This is a genomic window from Lentzea sp. NBRC 105346 (assembly GCF_030269605.1).
Taxonomy (GTDB): Bacteria; Actinomycetota; Actinomycetes; order Mycobacteriales; family Pseudonocardiaceae; genus Lentzea.
Window position 1 is genome coordinate 1 of sequence record NZ_BSTQ01000010.1, and the last position, 20,329, is coordinate 20,329.

Genomic DNA, 20,329 nt, shown 5'->3' on the forward strand with positions numbered 1-20,329 from the left:
GCCGGCTCCGCCGGCAGATCACGATCTGCCGGCCCAACAAGGGCTACCACACCGCACCCCAAGTCAAGCCCCAATCGCGTTCCGTACGTGCCCACCAGACGCGCCCCACTCTGGGTGCGTGGTCGCCACCTCGGCTGCCGGTCCGTGCGTGGTCGCCAGCTTGGCTGCCGGTCCCGTGCGTGGTGGCGTTTCGTTCGCGGGCGGGCTTGATCGTTGTTGGGAGCGCTCTCACGTTTTGCGAGGGGAAGATTTGCGTCGTCCAGCGTCACAAATCTTCCCCTCGCGAAGATCAACGATCTTCCGCTTGTTCGATATGTCCGATGAGAGCGTGACCATCGAGCGTTTCTTTACCTCATGTTCGAACACGAAGATCAACGAAGCCCCACCAAAGATCAACCGGACCACAACGGCACCCGGCAGCAACCCCATGGGACCAGCGACCGCAACAAAACCGAGCGCCCGCCGCACTCCCAACCCACTACGAAAGCCAAGCGAGCGCGGCCCCGCCATCCAAACCGGCAGACAGCCGTCCCCCACCCACCGGAGCCCAAACCCCCTAAGCCGCGCGAGCCCGCCGCCGAGCCGCCCGCAGCCACTCGGCCCGAATCAACCCGCTGGGCAACCGAATCAGCAACCAGTACAGGGAGAACCGACGCCGAGTGTCGTCATCGGTCGTCAGCACACGGGTCTCGGTACGCACAGTCCCGTCGGCCAAGGAAAAGTTGAACGCCACCTTGTAATGTCCAGGTCCAGACACCGCCCGAAAGCGATCCGCCGCTTCGACAGGCGTGTCCCCCAGCGGCACCGATCCGGCGGGACCGGCCATCCGGACCACGGACCCGATCACCACCTCGGAGGCATCGCGCCCGAGCACGGTGAACCCGCCACTGGTGAGGTCGGTCAGAAAAGGACGATCGGACGGCATCCGGACCCGCCCCAGGGAACCGGCGAACAGCAGAGCCCGGAACAACGGCACCTCAGCCCATGTCACCTGCTCGATGGCACCGAGCACGTCCACGGAACCGGGCACCTCGACCTCGTGCCGCTCGTCGAACTGCCACCGGGGTAGAACCTCATCGAGCAGCATCAGGAAGCCTCTCGTCGGGGATGGGCACGCTGGTGCAGCAGTGCCGCGATGGCGACGACTACGCCGCCGACGAACCAGTAGGGCTCGTAGCCGAAGAAGCTGAACTTCTCCTGCACCGAAAGGGTTTCCTGCTCACCGCGCGCCAGCACGAGCCCGGCCTGCACCACGGTCGGCACCGAGTGCACCAGGCACAGCGCGGCCATCGCCCACGCCGCGGCGAGGCGCATCCAGCGCGGGAAACGCAGGCCCCACGGGCGGACCAGGGCCAAGCCGAGGACACCACCGCCGAGGCACAGCGGGACCGCGATCACGTCGATCACGAACAGCGCGGTGTGGTCCGGCACCGAGAAACCCGAAGGCAGGCCCCATCCGCCGCCGAACGCCCAGTACACGTGCAGCACCGCGAAGGCGAAGGCCCACACCGCGGTGGCGTAGCCGAACCACGGGTTGGTCGTGCGATCGGTCGAAGTCGCTGAGCTGTCCAACATCGATGTCCTCTCATCACGGCCGATCAACACCCACACTAGGGCGCGGCCTCATGGTCCCGCGCTTCGATCGCAACGTCCTGCAGCTCTCAGCTGTCTCTCAGCGGCCACGGCGCAGCATGACGAACAACACGCGCAGCACGAGCACGCTGCTGAGCACCAGGAGGTTGTAGCCGATCACCTGGAACAGGGACACGTCGTCGGCGATCTTCGGCCCGCCGGGCGCTCCCAGCAGCAACACCGCCATGAGGCCCGTGGTTCCGCCGAGGAACGCCGTGATGACCTGGTCGAGCATGCCGGTCACGGCCTTGCGGTCGCCGTCGTCGGACAGCAGCCGGATCCGCATGGACAGCTGACCGCGTTCGAGCGCGCCGGTGATGCGGTCCAGGCGGCGGGGCAGTCTGCGCAACATGGGCAGCACGGCGAGCGCCTCGTCGGTCATCGAGCGGCGCAGCGAGTCACCGGTGAACCGGTCGGCCATGATCTCGGTGGCGCTGGCCCTGGCCTCGTTCATCAGGCTGAACCCCGGCGAGATCGCGGCGATGGTGCCGTCCAGCGTGATCAGGGAACGGAACACCGCCGCCACCTCGGGCGGCACCGCCAGCTCGAACTTCGCGGTCAGCTGCAGCAGCGCGGCGAAGATCTCCAGGTTGGGGCCGCCCTGGGCGTTGCCCAGGTGCAGCGCCATGAACTGGCCGAGCGCGCGTTCCAGCTTGATCTCGTCGACGTCCTCGGCCGGCACCGCCAGCTCGAGCAGCGCGTCCCGCAGGGCGGCCGGGTCCTCGCTGTTCGCGGCGATCAGCAGTCGTTGCAGCGCCCCGCGCATCGCCGCGTCGAGCCGGCCGACGGAACCGTAGTCGAGCAGGGCGAGGCGGCCGTCGGACAGCACGAGCACGTTGCCGGGATGCGGGTCGGCGTGGAAGACGCCGTGGACCAGGATCTGCCGCAGCACACAGGTGAGCAGTGCGCGGGCCTGTGCCACGCGGCTGTCGTCGTCGAGTGCGGACAACGTCGTGTCCGCGCCCAGCGGCACACCGTCCAGCCGGTCGAGCACCATCACGCGCTCGGTGCACAGCTTCTCGTGCACGGTGGGCAGCACCACCGGGGAGTCCTGCCCGCCCGCGCGGACGGCGAGCGTGTTGCGCACCTCGACCCGGAAGTCCAGCTCCTCGCGCAGTGCCACGGAGAAGCCGTCGGCGAGCTCACTGATCCCGATCGCGGCTCCCCAGCGGGTGCGCGTGCCCAGGCTGCGCGCCAGCCTGGAGAGGATGTCGAGGTCCCGGTTCACCACCGCGCGGATGCCGGGACGCTGGATCTTCACCACCACGTCCGTGCCGTCGAGCAACCGGGCGCGGTGCACCTGGGCCACCGCGGCGGCGGCCAGCGGCTCCTCGTCGAACTCGGCGAAGACCTCGTCGGCCGGGCGGCCGAGCTCCTCGGCGAGCAGCTCGCTCAGCTCGGGCCACGGCACCGGGGTGACCCGGCTGTGCAACCGGGACAGTTCGTCGACGAACTCGGCGGGCAGGAGGTCGCCGCGCGTCGCCATCAGCTGGCCGAGCTTGACGAACGTGACCCCGCCCTCTTCCAGCGCGAGACGCAGTGACCGGGCCAGCCGGTGCGGCCCGGCCGTGGACCGGGCCCGGCGCCGGCCCCACAGGTACGGGCCGAGGCCGTGCCGGACGGCGATCCCGGTGATCTGCGAGTACCTCCGGGTGCGGGCGAACCGCCGGTACAGCGCCTTGCCCCAGTCGACCGGCCAGCCCAGCGATCCGGTCGGCACCGCGGCCTCGGCGATCACGAGGAACATGACCGCCACCAGGATCGCGATGCCCAGCTGGAGGCTCACCAGCACCGGCTGGATGCCGGTCGGCCGCACAGCGAGCGCGAAGAGCGTCTGGGCGACCAGGCCCAGTCCACCCGCGACCAGGGTTCTGAGCACGCCCACCCGCAAGCCGAGCAGCTTGCGAGCGAGCGCGGCGAGCACCGCTACGGCGGCCAGGGTCCCGAGGACGAACAGCACGACGAACACCGGGCTCATGGTGCCGGACCGAGCGGCGCGGGTACGGAAAACACGTCGATCAGGCGGCGACCGCGGTGCGGTACCGGCGCACGGCCGACGGCACGACCAGCAGCAGGATCAGGGCCAGCCACAGCAACGCCAGCGGAATCGGGTTCCGCGCGGCGAAGCTGTCGCCCGCGGCGGCGGGGTTGCCCCACAGCGCCCGGCACGCGCCGGCCACCGCGCTGATCGGGTTCCACTCCGCGATCGCGCGCAGCCACGCCGGCAGGCCGCCCAGCGGAACGTACGCGCTGGACAGGAACATCAACGGCATCAGCAGCACCGACGGCAACGACGACGCGGCCTCCGGGCTGCGCACCCGCATGCCCAGCAGCGCGCCGAGCCACGCCATGGTGAACCCGAACAACAGCAGCACGCCGAACCCGGCGAGCGCGCCGAGGATCCCGCCCTGCAGTCGCCAGCCGATGGCGTAGCCGACCGCGGTCATGGCCAGGCAGGTGATCGCCCGCAGCGCGGTGTCGCCCACGGTGCGCCCGACGAGCACCGCGGACGGGCTCATCGGCAGGGACCGGAAGCGGTCGACCAGCCCGTTGCCCAGATCCTCCAGCATGCCGATCGCGGTGTTGGGCACCGCGGTGATCATCACCTGGGTGAAGATCCCGGCCATGATGAACTCGTGGTAGTCCCCGTTCGGGATGCTGATCGCGCTGCCGAACAGCACGCCGAACAGCACCACGAACACCATCGGCAGCACCGTGGCGCTGATCAGCTTGTCCGGCATGCGCCGCAGGTGCAGCAGGTGACGCCCGACGAGGGCACGCCAGTCGGTCAGGACCTCGTTCATGCGGGGCTCTTCTCCAGGGTCGGCTCCACCTGCCGGTTGCCGGTGAGAGCGATGAACACGTCGTCGAGCGTGGGCCTGCGCACCGCGAGGTCGACGATCTCGACACCGGCGTCGTGCAGTGCGGACACCGCGGTCGAGATGCCGAGGACCCCGCCGGCCAGCGTCAGCGACACCGTCCGGCCGTCCGGGGACACGGTCGGCTCGGAGCTGCTCACGCGCGACAACGCGTTCGCGACGGCGAGACCGTCGGTGACGTGGGCCAGCGTGACGTCGAGCCGTTCCTCGCCTACCTGGCGCTTGAGCTCCTCCGGGGTGCCACCGGCGATGACGACTCCCTTGTCCACCACGGCGATCCGGTCGGCGAGCTGGTCGGCCTCCTCCAGGTACTGGGTGGTCAGCAGCACGGTCAGGCCGCGGTCGACCTCGGCCCGGATCATCGCCCACAGGTCGAGCCTGCTGACCGGGTCGAGCCCGGTCGTGGGCTCGTCCAGGAACAGCACCGCGGGGTCGGCGATCAGGCTGGCGGCGAGGTCCAGCCGCCTGCGCATGCCGCCGGAGTAGGTGCCGCTCAACCGGTCCGCGGCTTCGGTCAGGTCGAACCGCTCGAGCAGCTCGGCCGCCCGCTGCTTGGCGTTGCGCCTGCCGAGCCGCTGCAGAACCCCGATGAGCTGCAGGTTCTCCCGGCCGGTCAGCTTCTGGTCGACCGCCGCGTACTGGCCGGTCAGACCGATCCGGTGCCGGACCTCACGGGCCTGCCGGACCACGTCGAAGCCGCAGATCTCCGCCCGTCCGCCGTCCGGCCGCAGCAGCGTGGCCAGCATGCGCACGGTGGTCGTCTTGCCCGCGCCGTTCGGGCCGAGCACGCCCGTGATCGTGCCGGTGGGCACGGCGAGGTCGACCCCCGCCACCGCCTCGGTGTCGCCGTAACGCTTGCGGAGTCCCTCCGCCTGGATCGCATAGTCCATCTCTCACCTCTCGGGGTCAGACCTGGGTGGGCCGGGAGCTACCGGTCAGGACCTCTGCGATCCGGGCCAGCGGTTTCGGCTGGGTCATCTCGTCGTGTGTGCAGTCGATCTGGTGCGCTTCGATCCGTCCGTCCACAGTGGACTTCCAGTCGGACACCTCGGGAGCGTCCGGTCCGCGCCCGGCCGTGGCCTGGAAGAACAGGAGGTCGCCCGGATAGGTCTGCGGGACGAACTCGTCGGCCAGCCGGACGTTGTTCGCGGCCACCCGCTCGACCCGCGCGAGCAGGTCCACGTCGAACGCCGCGAACGCGCTCGTGGACTCCGCGAGCGCCGCGGCGACCTTCTCGTGGGTGAGCTCGATGTCGCCGGGGTCGATCCCGGCGGCGGTGAGCAGGCCGCGCAGGAACTCATCGCGGTCGCGGTCACCACGCCGTGCGGCGGGATAGGCGTCGAGCAACGTGAGCTCCACGTCCGCGCCGTCGCGCCGCAGCCGGGCCGCCATCTCGTGCGCGACGAGCCCGCCGAACGACCAGCCGAGCAGCCGGTAGGGCCCGTGCGGCGCCACGGCCCGGATCTGCCGGAGGTAGTCCTCGGCCATGTCCGGCAGCGAACCCGGCAGTTCCCCGTCGTCGACGAGCCCCCTGGCCTGCACGGCGTAGACGGGCTGGTCGTCGGGCAGGAACCGGAGCAGCCCGGAGTACACCGAGCCGACGCCGAGACCGGGATGGACGCAGAACAGCGGCGGACGGGAACCTCTGGTGCGCAACGGGATCAGCGATGTTCCACCAGTCAGGCGCCCCGGCCGGTTCTCGACGACCGGGGCGAGCTCGGCGACGGTCGGCGTCTGGAACAGCGCCATGACGCCGATGCGCACCCCGAGCCGTTCCGCGACCAGGCCCGCCAGGCGGATGGTGAGCAGCGAGTGCCCGCCCAGGTCGAAGAAGTTGTCATCAATACCTACAGTGCCGAGACCTAACACCTCGCCGAACAGCTCGCACAGCACCCGTTCGACGGTGGTGCGCGGAGCACGTCCCCGTGCCCGGCCGGCGAAGTCGGGAGCGGGCAGCGCCCTGCGGTCCAGCTTTCCGTTGGGGGTCAACGGAAGCGCGGGCAGCATCACGATCGCCGCGGGCACCATGTAGTCGGGCACCTGCCCGGCCAGTTCACCGCGCAGCTCGTCCGGTTCGGCCGTGCCGACGACGTAGGCGACCAGCCGGTCCTCCCGGACCAGCACGACGGCCTCGCGCACGCCGCCGAGTCCACGAAGGACGGTCGCGATCTCGCCGAGCTCGATGCGGTGGCCGCGCACCTTCACCTGGTCGTCCGCGCGGCCGAGGTACACCAGGTCGCCGCCGGGCAGCCTGCGCGCCACGTCACCGGTGCGGTACATCCGGGCACCCTCCGGACCGTACGGGTCGGCGGTGAACCGCTGCGCCGTCAGGTCCGGCCGGCCGAGGTATCCCCTGGCCAGCGAGGCGCCGGCGATGTAGAGCTCACCGGGCACCCCGGTGGGCACCGGACCCAGCCGCGCGTCGAGCACATAGGCGCGGGTGCCCGCGAACGGGGTGCCGATCGGCACCGGCCCCGGCGGCAGCTGCGCGCCGGCGGGAATGCGGTGCTGGGTGCAGTTGACGGTCGCTTCGGTGGGGCCGTAGACGTTGACCACGTCCGCGTTGGGATGCCGCCTGCGCCACGGTTCGACCGCCTCGCCGAACAGCGCCTCGCCGCCGAGCAGCAGTTCCCCTTGCGGGGAGTACTCCTCCGGCAGCGCGGTCAGCAACGGCAGGTGGCTCGGGGTCGCCTTGAGGAACGTGACCGGATCCGCGGCGAGCGCCGCGGCCGTCTCGGCGGACTCCTCCAGCGCGGCCACGTGGACGCAGCCGCCCGTCACGAGCGGCGTGTAGAGGGCGGTCACCGTGAGGTCGAACGACACCGGCGAGTGCAGCAGCGCACCACCGGAGGCGCTCGCGTAGGCGGCGGCCGTCCAGCCGAGATAGTCCGCCACCGACCGGTGTTCCACGACAACGCCCTTGGGTTTGCCGGTGGAGCCGGAGGTGTAGATGACGTAGGCCGGGTGTTCCGGGCGCAACGCGGTGCGGTCCGGCGCGGTGACCGGCTGACCGCTGAGATCGATGTCCTCCAACAACAACACGGGCACATCGGTCTCGGGCGCCCGATCCCCGGCGCTGATCAGCAACGCGGGCGCCGAGTCGTCGAGCACGTAGCGGAGTCGCTCCGCCGGGTGGTCCGGGTCCAGCGGCAGGTACGCGGCACCGGACTTCAGCACCGCGAGCAGCGCGACGACGAGGTCGACCGACCGCGGCAACGCGAGCGCGACGATCTCGCCCGGCCCGGCGCCCCGGCCGACGAGCAGGTGCGCCAAGGCGTTCGCCCGCTCGTCGAGCTCCCGGTACCGCAACGCCGTGCCGGCGCCGGTCACCGCCATCGCGTCGGGCGTACGGGCGACCTGTGCCTCGAACAGATCCGGAACCGGCACGATCGGCACGTCGTGCGCCGCGCTGTTCCACTTGACGACGGCCTCGTGGTACTCCTCGGCGTCGAGCAGCTCGAGGTCGCCGATCGGCCGGTCGGGGTCGGCGACCGCGGCCGCCAGCAAGCGGGCGAACCAGGTGGCGATCCGCTCGGCCGTGCTGTCGTCGAACAGGTCCTTGCGGTAGGCCAGCATTCCGTCAATGCCGTCGGACTGTTCGGCCATGCTCAGGGACAGGTCGAACTTCACCGCGCCGCCCGTGGCGGGGTGCGCCTCCGCCCGCAGGCCCGGCAGTTCCAGCGTGCCCTCGCTGTTGTTCTGCAGCGTGAGCATCACCTGGAACAGCGGATGCCTGGCGAGCGAGCGGCGCGGGTTGAGCACCTCGACGAGCCGTTCGAACGGCACGTCCTGGTGGGCGTACGCGGCCAGGTCGGTGTCGCGGACCCGGCCGAGCAGCTCGCGGAACGCCGGGTCGCCCGAGGTGTCGGTGCGCAGCACGAGCGTGTTGACGAAGAAGCCGACCAGGTCGTCGAGTGCGACGTCGGTCCGGCCGGCGACCGGGGTGCCGATCGGGATGTCGGCGCCCGCGCCGAGCCTGGTGAGCAGCGCGGCGAACGCGGCCTGCAGCACCATGAACGGGCTGGCGGAGCTGGTGCGCGCCAGCTCGGTGAGCCGGGCGTGCGTCCGCGCGTCGATGCGCACCGGCACGCGGCCGCCGCGGTGGTCGGCGGTCGCCGGCCGGGGCCGGTCCACGGGCAGGTCGAGCTGGTCCGGCACATCGGCCAGCTGCGCCGACCAGTAGGCCAGCTGGGTCGCGATGACGCTGTCGGGATCCTTCTCGTCGCCGAGCAGCTCGTGGTGCCAGAGGGCGTAGTCCGCGTACTGCACGGGCAACGGAGTCCACTGTGGAGCCTTGCCCGCGACGCGGGCGGTGTAGGCCTCGGTCAGGTCGCGCGCCAGCGGGGCCATCGACCAGCCGTCGGCCGCGATGTGGTGCAGCATCAGGACGAGCACGTGCTCGCCCTCACCGATCGCGAACAGGTGCGCGCGCAGCGGTGGCTCGGTGGTCAGGTCGAACCCGACGGCCGCCGCCTCGGCGATCGCGGCGTCCACGTCGCCGCGGCCGATTTCGGTGATGGAGAGCTCGATCTCGTGCCCGGTCAGCACGAGCTGACGCGGTGCGCCGTCGTTGCCCTCGGGGAAGACCGTGCGCAGCGCCTCGTGCCTGCCGACCACATCGGACAGCGCGTCGCGCAGTGCGGCGCGGTTGAGGTCGCCGGTCAGGCTCAGCGCCACCGGCATCGCGTACGCGGCCGCCTGACCGCCCATCCGGTTGAGGAACCACAGCCTGCGCTGCGCGAACGACAGCGGAACGACCTCCGGGCGCGGCCTGGCCTCGAGCGCCCGCCGGACGTCGGAGTCGTCGGCGTCGCGGCCGAGCCACTCGGCGAGCGCGGCGACGGTCGGTGCCTCGAACAGCGTGCGGATGGCCAGTTCCACGCCCATCGCCGAGCGGATCCTGCTGACCAGCTTGGTCGCCAGCAGCGAGTGTCCGCCGAGGTCGAAGAAACTCTGCTCGGCGCCGACCTCGTCGAGCCCGAGCACCTCGGCGAACAGGCCGCAGAGCGTCTCCTCCTCGGGCGTCTCCGGGCCACGTCCCGTGTTCACGCCCGACAGGTCGGGAGCGGGCAGGGCCCGGCGGTCGAGCTTTCCGTTGGCGGTCAACGGGAACTCGTCGAGCACGACCAGCGCGGCGGGCACCATGAAGTCGGGCAGCACCTCGGCCACGCTGGCGCGCAGCGCGGCGGTGTCGACCGTCGCACCGGATTCGGCGACGACGTAGCCGACGAGGCGCCGATCACCCGGCCGGTCCTCGCGGGCGATCACGCAGGCCTGGTCCACCACGGGGTCGGCCGCCAGCACGGACTCGATCTCGCCGAGCTCCACCCGGAAGCCGCGGATCTTCACCTGCTCGTCGGCCCGGCCGACGAACGTCAGCTCGCCGTCCGCGGTCCAGTTCACCACGTCGCCGGTGCGGTACATCCGGACGCCGTTGTCCTCGAACGGGTTGGCCACGAAGCGTTGCGCGGTCAGCGCCGGCCGGTTGAGGTAGCCGCGCGCGAGGCCCTTGCCGGCGACGTACAGCTCGCCCGGCACACCCGGCGGAACGGGCCGCAGTCCCGCGTCGAGGACGTAGCAACGCAGGTTCGTCACCGGGCTGCCGATCGGTGGCGTGCCACCGGGCACGAGCGGCCCGCTGACCGTCGACGCCACGGTGGTCTCGGTGGGGCCGTACCCGTTGATCATCGTGCGGCCTGGGGCCCAGCGCTGCACCAGTTCGGGAGAGCACGCCTCGCCCGCGGTGACCAGAACACCGGGCACCAGGTCGGGATCGGCCTGCGTGTTCGCCAGCACGACCGGTGGCAGCGTGGCGTGGGTGATCGAGTGGTCGCGGAGCACCGCGGACAGCGGCTCGCCGGCCGCCATCTGGTCGGGCGTCGCGAGCACCAGGGTGCCGCCGCTGAACAGCCCCATGGCGATCTCCCAGAACGCGGAGTCGAAGCTCGGCGACGCGAACTGCAACGTGCGGGTGCCGGGGCCGACACCGAGCCGGCTGAGGTGGGTGTGCACCAGGCTCGCCACGCCGGCGTGGGACACCACGACACCCTTGGGCCGTCCGGTGGAGCCCGAGGTGTAGATGACGTAGGCGGGATGTGCCGTGACGAGGCCGACGTTCGCCGGCCTGGTGGAGGGGTGGTCATCCGTCGTGCCCAGCGCGAGCCGGGGCACGTCCGACAGTCCGGCGATGATCGCGTCGGCGCCGTCGTCGACGAGTGCCAGCGCGGGCCGGGCGTCTTCGAGCATGTAGGCGATCCGGTCCGCCGGATAGTCCGGATCGACGGGCAGATAGGCGGCGCCGGCCTTGCCGACGGCCAGCAGCGCGATGATCAGGTCCATCGAGCGGCCCGCGGCCACCGCGACGATCGCCTCCGGGCCGATGCCGCGTTCGACCAGCGCGTGCGCCAGCCGGTTCGCCCGCGCGTCGAGCTCGCGGTAGGTCAGCGACGTGTCGCCGAAGACGAGCGCCTCCGCCGAGGGGTTCCGCCGGACCTGGGCCTCGAACAGGCCGGGGATGGTCGCGTCCGGCACCTCGGCCGTGCTGTCGTTCCACGTCCGCAGGATCTGCTCGCGCTCGTCCGCCGACAGCGCGTCGATCCGGCCGACCGGGCGGTCCGGGTCGGCCACGAGCGCGGCCAGGATTCGCACCAGTCGGTCCATTGTGGACTGGATGTGGTCCGGGCGGAACACGTCCGTCCGGTAGGCCAGCCGCAGCTGCAGCTCCCGGCCCGCCACGCCCGCGGCGAAGCTGAGCGGGTAGTGCGTGCCGTCCTTGGCGGGCACGCCGCGGATGCGCAGCCCGCCGATGGTGGCGGTGTCGTCGTCCGACTCGACCGGATAGTTCTGGAACACCGTGACGGTGTCGAAGAGGCGCTGGTGGCCGGCCATCCGCTGGACCTCGGCCAGGCTCACGTGCTGGTGCGGCATGAGCTCGGACTGCTGACCCTGCAACCGGTTCAGCACATCGATGATCGGTTCGTCCATGCCCCACCGCACCCGCACCGGGAGCGTGTTGATGAACAGGCCGACCATCGACTCGATGCCGGTGACCTCCGGCGGGCGGCCGGCCACCGTGCTGCCGAACACCACGTCCGAACGCCCGGTGAGCACACCGAGCAGCAGGCCCCACGCGCCCTGCACGAGCGTGTTGACCGTCAGGCCGCGAGCGCGGGCACAGCGGTGCACCTGCTCGGCCAGATCCGGGGACACCACCCGGATCAACGTCTGCGGCCGGCCCTTCGTCGCACCGGGATCACGCGGCAGCAGCAGGGTCGGCTCGTCCAGCCCGGCCATCGCGGTGCCCCAGGCCTCGTGCGCGACCGCCTTGTCCTGCCGGGCGATCCAGGCGAGATAGTTCCGGTACGGGGTGACCGGCGGCAGGCAGCTCTCGTCGCCACCGGCCCCGTACAGCTCGAACAGTTCGCGCACCACGATCGGCATGGACCAGCCGTCGAGCAGCAGGTGGTGCTTGGACAGCGCCAGCCGGAACCGGCCGGGAGCCAGGCGGAACAGGCTGAACCGCATCAACGGCGGGTCGCTCAGGTCGAACCGCGTCGCCCGGTCCGCGGCGTGCCGCGCCGCCAGTTCCGACTCCTGCGTCATCCCGTCCATTGTGGACAGGTCGACCTGCTGCCACGGCACGGTGACCTTGCGCGGGATGACCTGTACCGGCTCGGCGAGACCGTCGTGCTCGAACCCGGCCCGCAGGTTGGCGTGCCTGCGCAGCAACGACTTCGCCGCCTGGCGCAGCACGCCCGCCTGCAGCGGGCCCTCGATGTCCATCAGCAGCTGGGACACGTAGAGGTCCTCGCCCTCGGTGTCCAGCAACGTCTGGAACAGCAACCCCTCCTGCAGCGGGGACAGCGGGAGGACGTCCTCGACGCTCGACCGGTTCACTGCGCACTCTCCCACTCATCGGTGAACTCGTCGTCGTCCTCGTCGTCGTCCTCGGTTACAAACCGGGACTCGAACCGGTCGATCTGGTCCTGGGTCACGGACACCAGCCCGGCGTCCGACGGGGTCAGTCCGCCCGCGCCGCCGGACTCCGCGTGCGCGGCCAGACCCCGCAGCGCGTCGGCGAAGCAGGCCATCAGGTCCCGCACGTCCGGCTCGGTGAGCAGGGTGCGCGGCCACGACCAGATGACGGTCAGGCGCGGGCCGCCGGGGTGGTCCTCGGTGATCGCGTTGATCGACAACGTGTGCGTCAGCGGCGTCGCCGGATCGGGCCTGCTGCCCGCGAGATCCGCGCCCGCCACGGTGTCCGCGTCGGTCACCGCGGTCCACGGCCGCGCCGCGCCGCCCGCCGACGACCTGCCCAGGTAGTTGAAGCTGAGCTGCGGATCCAGCAGGTCCGCCAGCTGTGTCCTGGTGTCGTGGTTGAGGTAACGCAGCAGCCCGTAGCCGATTCCGTTGTCCGGCAGGCGTCGCAGCTGCTCCTTGACCCGCTTGATCGCCTGGCCGGCGTCGGCGCCGCCGGGGTCGAGCCGCACCGGGTACCGGCTGGTGAACCAGCCGACCGTGCGGGAGAGGTCGACCGGCCGGCCGACGCTCACCTCCTCCCGGCCGTGGCCCTCGAGATCGACCATGACCGAGGAGGTCTCGTCCTCGCCGCGACGCGCCCGCCACTGCGCCACGGCCAGCGCGAGGCCGGTGAGCAGCACGTCGTTGACACCCGCCTGGTACGCGGCGGGCAGGACGTTCAGCAGCGGGGCGGTGAGCTCCGGCGGCAGCGTCTCGGTGACGAAGCGGACCGTGCCCATCGTGTCCTGCGTCGGGTCGAGCGGGCGCTCGCCGAGCAGCGGGTCGTACTCCTCCGCGATCTCGGTCCACAGCGCGAGCTCGCCTATCCTGGCCGGATCGTGGGCCTGGGCGACGAGGTGCTCGGCCCAGCGCCGGAACGAGGTGCCGACCGGTTGCAGCTCGGGCTCGCGTCCCGCGCTGACGGCGTCCCACGCGGCAGCGAGGTCGTCGGTGATGATGTGCCACGACACGCCGTCCACCACAAGGTGGTGCGCCACAACGAGCACGCGGCCCGCGATGCCGGGACCGGCGTCGAACCACACCACCTGCAGCATGCGGCCCGTCTCGGGATCGGTGCGGTCCCACGCCTCGTCGCTGTGCGCCGAGATCGCCTCGCGCAGCGCGGTCCCGGTGAGGCCTTCGACGCTCACCCGGCGCACGCACTCGGCGGCGGGCACCGTGCCCGGCTCGGGAATCTCCAGCTGCCACTGCGAACCGGTGTCGTCCCGGCTCAGCCGCATCCGCAGCGCGTCGTGCCGGTCCAGCACCGCCTGGACGACGGCGACCAAACCGTCGGCGTCCAGGTTCGCGGGCGCCTGCAGCAGCATCGACTGGTTGAACCGGGCGATGGGGCCGCCGCGCTCCCGGAACCGGTGCAGCGCCGGCGTGAGGCCGACAGGGCCGGTGCCTTGGTCCGGGCCCTCGCTGACGACGGTGTCGAGGGTGGTCGCGACGGCGGCGAGCGCGGCGACTGTCTTGCACTCGAACACGCTGCGCGGCGTGATCACCAGCCCGGCCTTGCGGGCCCGGCTCACGAGCTGGATGGAGACGATGCTGTCGCCGCCGAGCTCGAAGAAGCTGTCGTCGATCCCGACCGCGCCGGACTCGAGGCCGAGCACGTCGGCGTATAGTCCACAGAGGACTCGCTCGGTCTCGTCGCGTGGGCCGCGGCCGGTGGAGACCGGGGTGAGGTCGGGCGCCGGGAGCGCCTTGCGGTCGAGTTTTCCGTTCGGGGTCAGGGGAAGCTCGTCGAGCACGACGAACGCCGTGGGCACCATGTAGTCCGGCAACGCGGCCGCGGCGTGCTCGCGCACCCGCGCCACGTCCACGCCCGCTCCGACCAGGTACGCGACGATCCGCTTGTCACCCGGCCGATCCTCGCGGACGATCACGGACGCCCTGTCGACCTCGGGGTGACCGGCCACGACGGACTCGATCTCACCGAGCTCGATGCGGAAGCCGCGCACCTTGACCTGGTCGTCGGCGCGGCCGATGAACACGAGGTTGCCGTCCGCCCGGCGCTTGGCCAGGTCGCCGCTGCGGTACATCCGCGATCCGGGCGGGCCGAACGGGTTGGCCACGAACCGTTCCGAGGTCAGCGCGAACCGGTTGAGGTAACCGCGGGCGGTCTGGGTGCCGGCCACGTAGACGTCACCGGTGACGCCCGGCGGCACCGGCCGCAGCGACGAGTCCAGGACGTAGACGTCGATGTTGTCGAACGGCCTGCCCACCGCGAGCGCGCCGGCGGGGATGTCCGCGCCCGGCTCGATCCGGTACTCGGCACAGTTCACCGTCGTCTCGGTCTGTCCGTAGACGTTCAGCACCGTCAGCTCCGGCTTGCGGGCGCGCAGACCGGACAGCGACTCGCCGAGCAGCATCTCGCCGCCCAGCAACAGATGTCCGCTCGGCGAGTACTCGTCCGGCAACGCGGACAGCAGCGCGACGTGGCTCGGCGTGGCCTTGAGGAACGTGCACTCGTTGCCCGCCAACGTTTCCCGCACCTGCTCGTCGTCCTCGAGCGCGGACAGCAGCACCGTGCCGCCCGCGACCAGCGGGGTGTAGAGGCCGGTCACCGTGAGGTCGAACGAGATCGGCGAGTGCAGCACGGTCAGGCCCGTGGTGCTCGGATACTTCGCCGACGTCCAGGCGAGGTAGGCGGACAGGGCGGCGTGCTCGATGATCACGCCCTTCGGCTTGCCGGTCGAACCGGACGTGTAGATCACGTACGCCGGGCTGCCGGCCCGCACGGTGCCTTCGATGTCGTCTGATGGGCGAGCCGCGATGTCCGCGACGACCGCCGGGTCGTCCAGGAACAACCGCGGCACATCGGTCGAGAGCTCGGGCAGCTCCGTGGTGGAGGAGGTCAGCAACAGCTCGGGCGCCGTGTCCGCGAGCATGAACTGGATGCGCTCCGCCGGGTACTGCGGGTCGACCGGCAGGTAGGCGGCACCGGACTTCAGCACCGCGAGCAACGCGACGACCATGTCGATCGACCGCGGCAGCGCGATGCCGACGTACCGCTCCGGCCCGGCGCCGCGCTCGGCGAGCACACGGGCGAGACGGTTCGCGCGGGCGTTGAGCTCGCCGTAGGACACGGTTTCCGTACCGCAGATCACCGCGACGGCCGACGGGTCCGCCGTCACGCGCGCCTCGAACCGCTCCGGCAACGTGACCACCGGGACGTCGCGTCGCGCGCCGTTCCACTCGACCAGCACGCGTTCGCGCTCGGCCGCGTCCAGGAGCTCGACCTCGCTGACCTTGCTGTCGGGCTTGGCGACCATGGCCTCCAGCACGCGGACCAGGCGGGCGCCGAGCGCCGCGACGGTCTGCTCGTCGAACAGGTCGAGCGCGTAGTCGATCGTGGCGTGCACGCCTTCCAGCACACCGTCCGCGCCGGTCCGCTCCTCGAAGCCGAACGACAGGTCGAACTTCGAGGTGGTGACGCCGGGGTCGCGCCGCGTGACGCTCACCCCAGGCAGCTCGAAGTCCGCGGCCGGGTTGTTCTCGACGGTGAGCATCACCTGGAACAGCGGGTGCCTGCTGAGCGACCGGTCCGGGCTCAGCGTGTCGACCAGCCGCTCGAACGGCACGTCCTGGTGCGCGTACGCGGCCAGGTCGGTCTCCCGCACGCGGTCCAGCAGCTGCCGGAACGTCGGGTCGCCGGAGGTGTCGGTGCGCAGGACCAGCGTGTTGATGAAGAACCCGACCAGCTCGTCGAGCGCGTCGTCCGTCCGGCCCGCGATCGCGGTGCCGATCGGCACGTCGGTGCCGGCGCCGACGCGGGTGAGCAGTGCGGCGAGCGCGGCCTGCAGGACCATGAACATGCTGGACCGCGTGCCGCGGACGAGATCGAGCAGGCGGCGGTGCAGCTCGGGGCCGAGCTCGAACTCCACGCACCCGCCGGAGAAGTCGGTGGCCGCGGGCCGCGTGCGGTCGGCGGGCAGCTCCAGCTGGTCCGGGATGCCCGCCAGAGCGTTGCGCCAGAAGGCGAGCTGGCGCGCGACCACGCTGTCCGGGTCGTTCTCGTCGCCCAGCATCTCGTGCTGCCACAACGCGTAGTCCGCGTACTGCACGGGCAGCGGCTCCCAGCGCGGCGCCCGGCCGGCGTGGCGTGCCTCGTAGGCCGTGGCGAGGTCGCGGGCGAGCGGCGCGAACGACCAGCCGTCGGCCGCGATGTGGTGCATGACCAGCACGAGTACGTGGTCGCGCTCGCTGAAGGTGAAGAGGTGCCCGCGCACCGGCAGGTCGGTCGCCAGGTCGAAGCCCTGCTCGGCGACCTTGGCGACGGCGCTGTCCACTTCGGACTCCGCGACGCGGGTGACGAACAGTTGTGGCCGGGCGTCGTCGACGATCTCCTGGTGCGGGGTGCCGTCGATGTCCGGGAACCGGGTGCGCAGCGTCTCGTGCCGTCCCGCGACGTCGGCGAGCGCCTCCCGCAGTGCGTCGGTGTCCAGCTCGCCGTGCAGGTGCAGGGTGAGCGGCATGTTGTAGGTCGCCGACCGCTCCTCGAAGCGGTTGAGGAACCACAGGCGGCGCTGGCCTGCCGACAGCGGCACGCGGTCCGGCCGGTCCATGGGGCGCACCGCGGTGCGGGCGCCGCCGGCCTTGGTCAGCTCGGCCGCCAGGGCAGCGACGGTAGGCGCCTCGAACAGCGCCCGCATGGACAGTTCCGCGCCGAGGGTCGACCGGATCCGGCTCACCAGCCGGGTCGCCAGCAGCGAGTGGCCGCCCAGGTCGAAGAAGCTGTCGTCCACGCCGACCGACGGCACACCGAGCACCTCGGCGAACAGGCCGCACAGGATCTCCTCGGCAGGAGTGCGCGGCGCACGGCCACTCTGCGCGGACGCGAACTCCGGCGCGGGCAGCGCCTTGCGGTCGAGCTTTCCGTTGGGGGTCAAGGGAAGCGCGTCCAGCACGACGAACGCGGCGGGCACCATGTACTCCGGCAGCGCGGCCGCGGCGTGCGCCCGCAGCGCCGGGATGTCCGCCGCGCCACCCACGACGTATGCCACGAGCCGCTTGTCGCCGGGCTGGTCCTCCCGCACGATGACGGAGACGTCGCCGACACTCGCGTGCCCGCCGAGCACCGACTCGATCTCGCCGAGCTCGATGCGGAACCCGCGGATCTTGACCTGCTCGTCGGCACGGCCGACGAACTCGAGATCGCCGTCCTCCGTCCACCTCGCCACGTCGCCGGTGCGGTACATCCGCGTGCCGGGCGCGCCGAACGGGTCGGCGACGAACCGGTGCGACGTCAGGCCGGGCTGACCGTGGTAGCCGCGGGCAAGTCCTTCTCCCGCAACGTACATCTCCCCCGCCACACCGGGCGGGACCGGCCGCAGGCCGCTGTCGAGCACGTAGATGCGCAGATCGGGGATGGCCCCGCCGATCATGCTGCCCTGGCTGCCGGCGGCGGTGCGCTCGTCCAGCGCGCGATAGCTGACGTGCACCGTCGTCTCGGTGATGCCGTACATGTTGACCAGCACGGGCGCGTCGTCGCGGTGCCGCGAGTACCAGTCGGACAGCCGCCACAGGTCCAGCGCCTCGCCGCCGAACACAACGTAGCGCAGCGCTAGGTCACGACCGATCTCCGGGTTCTCGCGGTCGGCCTGCATGAGCTGGTAGAACGCCGACGGCGTCTGGTTGAGCACGGTGACGCGCTCGCGGGCGAGCAGGCGCAGGAACTCCTCCGGGGAGCGGCTCACCGAGTGCGGGACGACGACGAGCTTGCCGCCGTACAGCAGCGGGCCCCACAGCTCCCAGACCGAGAAGTCGAACGCGTAGGAGTGGAACAGGGTCCAGGCATCATCGGGTCCGAAGTGGAACCAGTGGTCGGTCGACGACAGCAGGCGCAGCACGTTGCCGTGCGGGATCACCACGCCCTTGGGGCGGCCGGTCGAGCCGGAGGTGTAGATGACGTATGCGGGATGTTCCGGCCGCAGCGGGACGGACGGGCGCGCGGCGGGCAGCTTCGCGAGGGCCGCGCGCGTCTCCTCGTCGTCCAGCCGGACCTGTTCGATACCGAGATCCGGTCCGAGCGCGCCGCCCGTGCCGACGACGAGGGCGGGCTTGGCGTCGGCGATCATGTACGCGAGGCGCTCGGCCGGGTAATCCGGGTCCAGTGGCACGTACGCGGCACCCGACTTGAGCACGGCCAGCAGCGCCACGACCATCTCCGCCGACCGCGGCATCGCCAGCGCGACGAACCGTTCCGGTCCCGCGCCGTGCGCGATCAGCAGGTGCGCCAGCCGGTTCGCCTGCTCGTCAAGCTCCCGATAGGACAGTCGCGTCCCTTCGAACACCACCGCGGTGGCGTCCGGCGTGCGGGCGACCTGCCGGTCGAACGCCGCGACGATAGAGACGTACGGGGAGGGACGGGCGCCGGTGGTGTCGTTCCACTCCTCGACGATCCGGCGCGTCTCGGCCGTGGTGAGCACGTCGATCCGCCCGACCGTCCGGTCGAGGTTGTCCGACAGCGTCTCGAAGAGGTGCAGCAGCCGCGCGCCGAGCCGGTGCACGGTGTCGCCGGACACGACCTCGGGCCGATAGTCCAGGCGCAGCACCAGCTCGCCGTCCTCGACGCCGGCGATCAGGGCGAGCGGGTAGTGCGTGGCGTCGACGGCGGTGACGCCGGTGACCTGGATGCCACCCGCCTCGGCGTGCAGTGCGGCCGGGTCCAGCGGGTAGTTCTCGAACACCGCGATCGTGTCGAACAGCGTGGAGTGCCCGGCCGCCGCCTGCACCGCGGTGAGCCCGAGGTGCTGGTGGGCCATCAGCTGTGACTGCTCGTCCTGCACCTGCCGCACCGCGTCGGCGAAGGACTGCGCCGCGGGCATACGAACCCGCACCGGCAGCGTGTTGATGAACAGGCCGACCATCGACTCGATGCCCGGGATCTCCGGCGGCCGGCCCGAAACCGTGGCGCCGAAGACGACGTCGTCGCGTCCGGCGTGGCGGCCCAGCAGCAGCGCCCAGGCGCCCTGCACGACGGAGTTCATGGTGAGGCCGTGACCGCGGGCCTGCCCGATGAGGCGGCTCGTCGCGGCCCGGTCCAGCTTGACCGTGTGGTACTCGGGGGCGATGCCACTGGGCGATCCGGCGTCCGGGGCGATCAGCGTGGGCTCGGCCAGTCCGTCCAGCGCGGCGGCCCAGGCCCGTTCGGCGCCCGGCCGGTCCTGGCGGGCGAGCCAGGCCAGGTAGCTTTTGTACGGCGTCACCGGCGGCAACCCGGACTCGTCGCCCCGGCGGCCGTAGAGGTCGAACAGCTCGGAGACCAGGATCGGCATGGACCAGCCGTCCATCAGGATGTGGTGGTTGGTCAGCACGAGCCGGTGGCGGTCGGGCCCGAGGCGGAACAACGTGAAGCGCAGCAACGGCGGCCGGGTCAGGTCGAAGCGGGTCGCGCGGTCCTCCGCGATCAGCCGGTCCATCTCTTTCGCGGCATCGTCCACATCGGACAGATCGATCTCCGACCACGGCGCATCGACCTCGTGCGGGATGATCTGCACGGGCTGGCTCAGCTTCTCGTAGCGGAAGGCGGCCCGCAGGTTCGGGTGCCTGCGCAGCAGCGCGCCGGCCGCCGCGCGCATCGCGGTGGCGTCCAATGCGCCTTCGAGGTCGAACAGCAACTGAACGGTGTAGACGTCCACGCCCTGCTCGTCGTACAGCGAGTGGAACAGCAGACCTTCCTGCAGTGGCGAGAGCGGCAGCACGTCCGCCAGGCCGGCCTTCGTCATCTTTCTGCGCCTCCAGTTGGGCTCAACCGCACGAGGTCGAGGCCGGTTCGGGTTTTTCCTGAT

At 71.4% G+C, this 20,329-nt stretch carries 7 protein-coding genes; all 7 read right to left on the reverse strand.

Annotation, left to right across the window (positions count from 1 at the left end; genetic code table 11):
• Positions 1–556: 556 nt before the first annotated feature.
• Positions 557–1,087: a hypothetical protein gene (locus QSK35_RS21530; RefSeq protein ID WP_285748955.1), complete on the reverse strand. Its 531-nt coding sequence runs from the start codon at positions 1,085–1,087 to the stop codon at positions 557–559.
• Positions 1,087–1,575 (reverse strand): DUF3995 domain-containing protein, encoded by a 489-nt coding sequence (locus QSK35_RS21535; protein WP_285748957.1) that lies wholly within the window; start codon positions 1,573–1,575, stop codon positions 1,087–1,089. Before QSK35_RS21535 ends, QSK35_RS21530 begins: the two co-directional genes overlap by 1 nt.
• Positions 1,576–1,672: 97 nt before the next feature.
• On the reverse strand, positions 1,673–3,610 hold the full coding sequence (locus QSK35_RS21540) for an ABC1 kinase family protein (RefSeq protein ID WP_285748959.1): 1,938 nt from the start codon (positions 3,608–3,610) through the stop codon (positions 1,673–1,675).
• A gap of 40 nt (positions 3,611–3,650) precedes the next feature.
• Positions 3,651–4,436, reverse strand: a complete 786-nt coding sequence (locus QSK35_RS21545) for an ABC transporter permease (protein WP_285748961.1) — start codon at positions 4,434–4,436, stop codon at positions 3,651–3,653.
• Positions 4,433–5,401 carry an ATP-binding cassette domain-containing protein gene (locus tag QSK35_RS21550; protein WP_285748963.1) on the reverse strand — a complete coding sequence of 323 codons (969 nt, stop codon included), beginning with the start codon at positions 5,399–5,401 and terminating at the stop codon, positions 4,433–4,435. The genes QSK35_RS21545 and QSK35_RS21550 overlap by 4 nt, the downstream gene beginning before the upstream one ends.
• A 16-nt stretch (positions 5,402–5,417) precedes the next feature.
• Positions 5,418–12,407, reverse strand: coding sequence for a non-ribosomal peptide synthetase (locus QSK35_RS21555; protein WP_285748965.1), 6,990 nt, complete (start codon positions 12,405–12,407; stop codon positions 5,418–5,420).
• A complete protein-coding gene (locus tag QSK35_RS21560) occupies positions 12,404–20,266 on the reverse strand; it encodes a non-ribosomal peptide synthetase (RefSeq protein WP_285748967.1) in 7,863 nt (2,620 codons plus the stop codon). The genes QSK35_RS21555 and QSK35_RS21560 overlap by 4 nt, the downstream gene beginning before the upstream one ends.
• Between the last annotated feature and the right edge of the window lie 63 nt (positions 20,267–20,329).

Excerpts from the sequence above, each read along its gene's own strand:
- QSK35_RS21530 (WP_285748955.1), bottom strand. The coding sequence starts at position 1,087 with ATGCTGCTCGATGAGGTTCTACCCCGGTGGCAGTTCGACGAGCGGCAC.
- QSK35_RS21535 (WP_285748957.1), bottom strand. The coding sequence starts at position 1,575 with ATGTTGGACAGCTCAGCGACTTCGACCGATCGCACGACCAACCCGTGG.
- QSK35_RS21540 (WP_285748959.1), bottom strand. The coding sequence starts at position 3,610 with ATGAGCCCGGTGTTCGTCGTGCTGTTCGTCCTCGGGACCCTGGCCGCC.
- QSK35_RS21545 (WP_285748961.1), bottom strand. The coding sequence starts at position 4,436 with ATGAACGAGGTCCTGACCGACTGGCGTGCCCTCGTCGGGCGTCACCTG.
- QSK35_RS21550 (WP_285748963.1), bottom strand. The coding sequence starts at position 5,401 with ATGGACTATGCGATCCAGGCGGAGGGACTCCGCAAGCGTTACGGCGAC.
- QSK35_RS21560 (WP_285748967.1), bottom strand. The coding sequence starts at position 20,266 with ATGACGAAGGCCGGCCTGGCGGACGTGCTGCCGCTCTCGCCACTGCAG.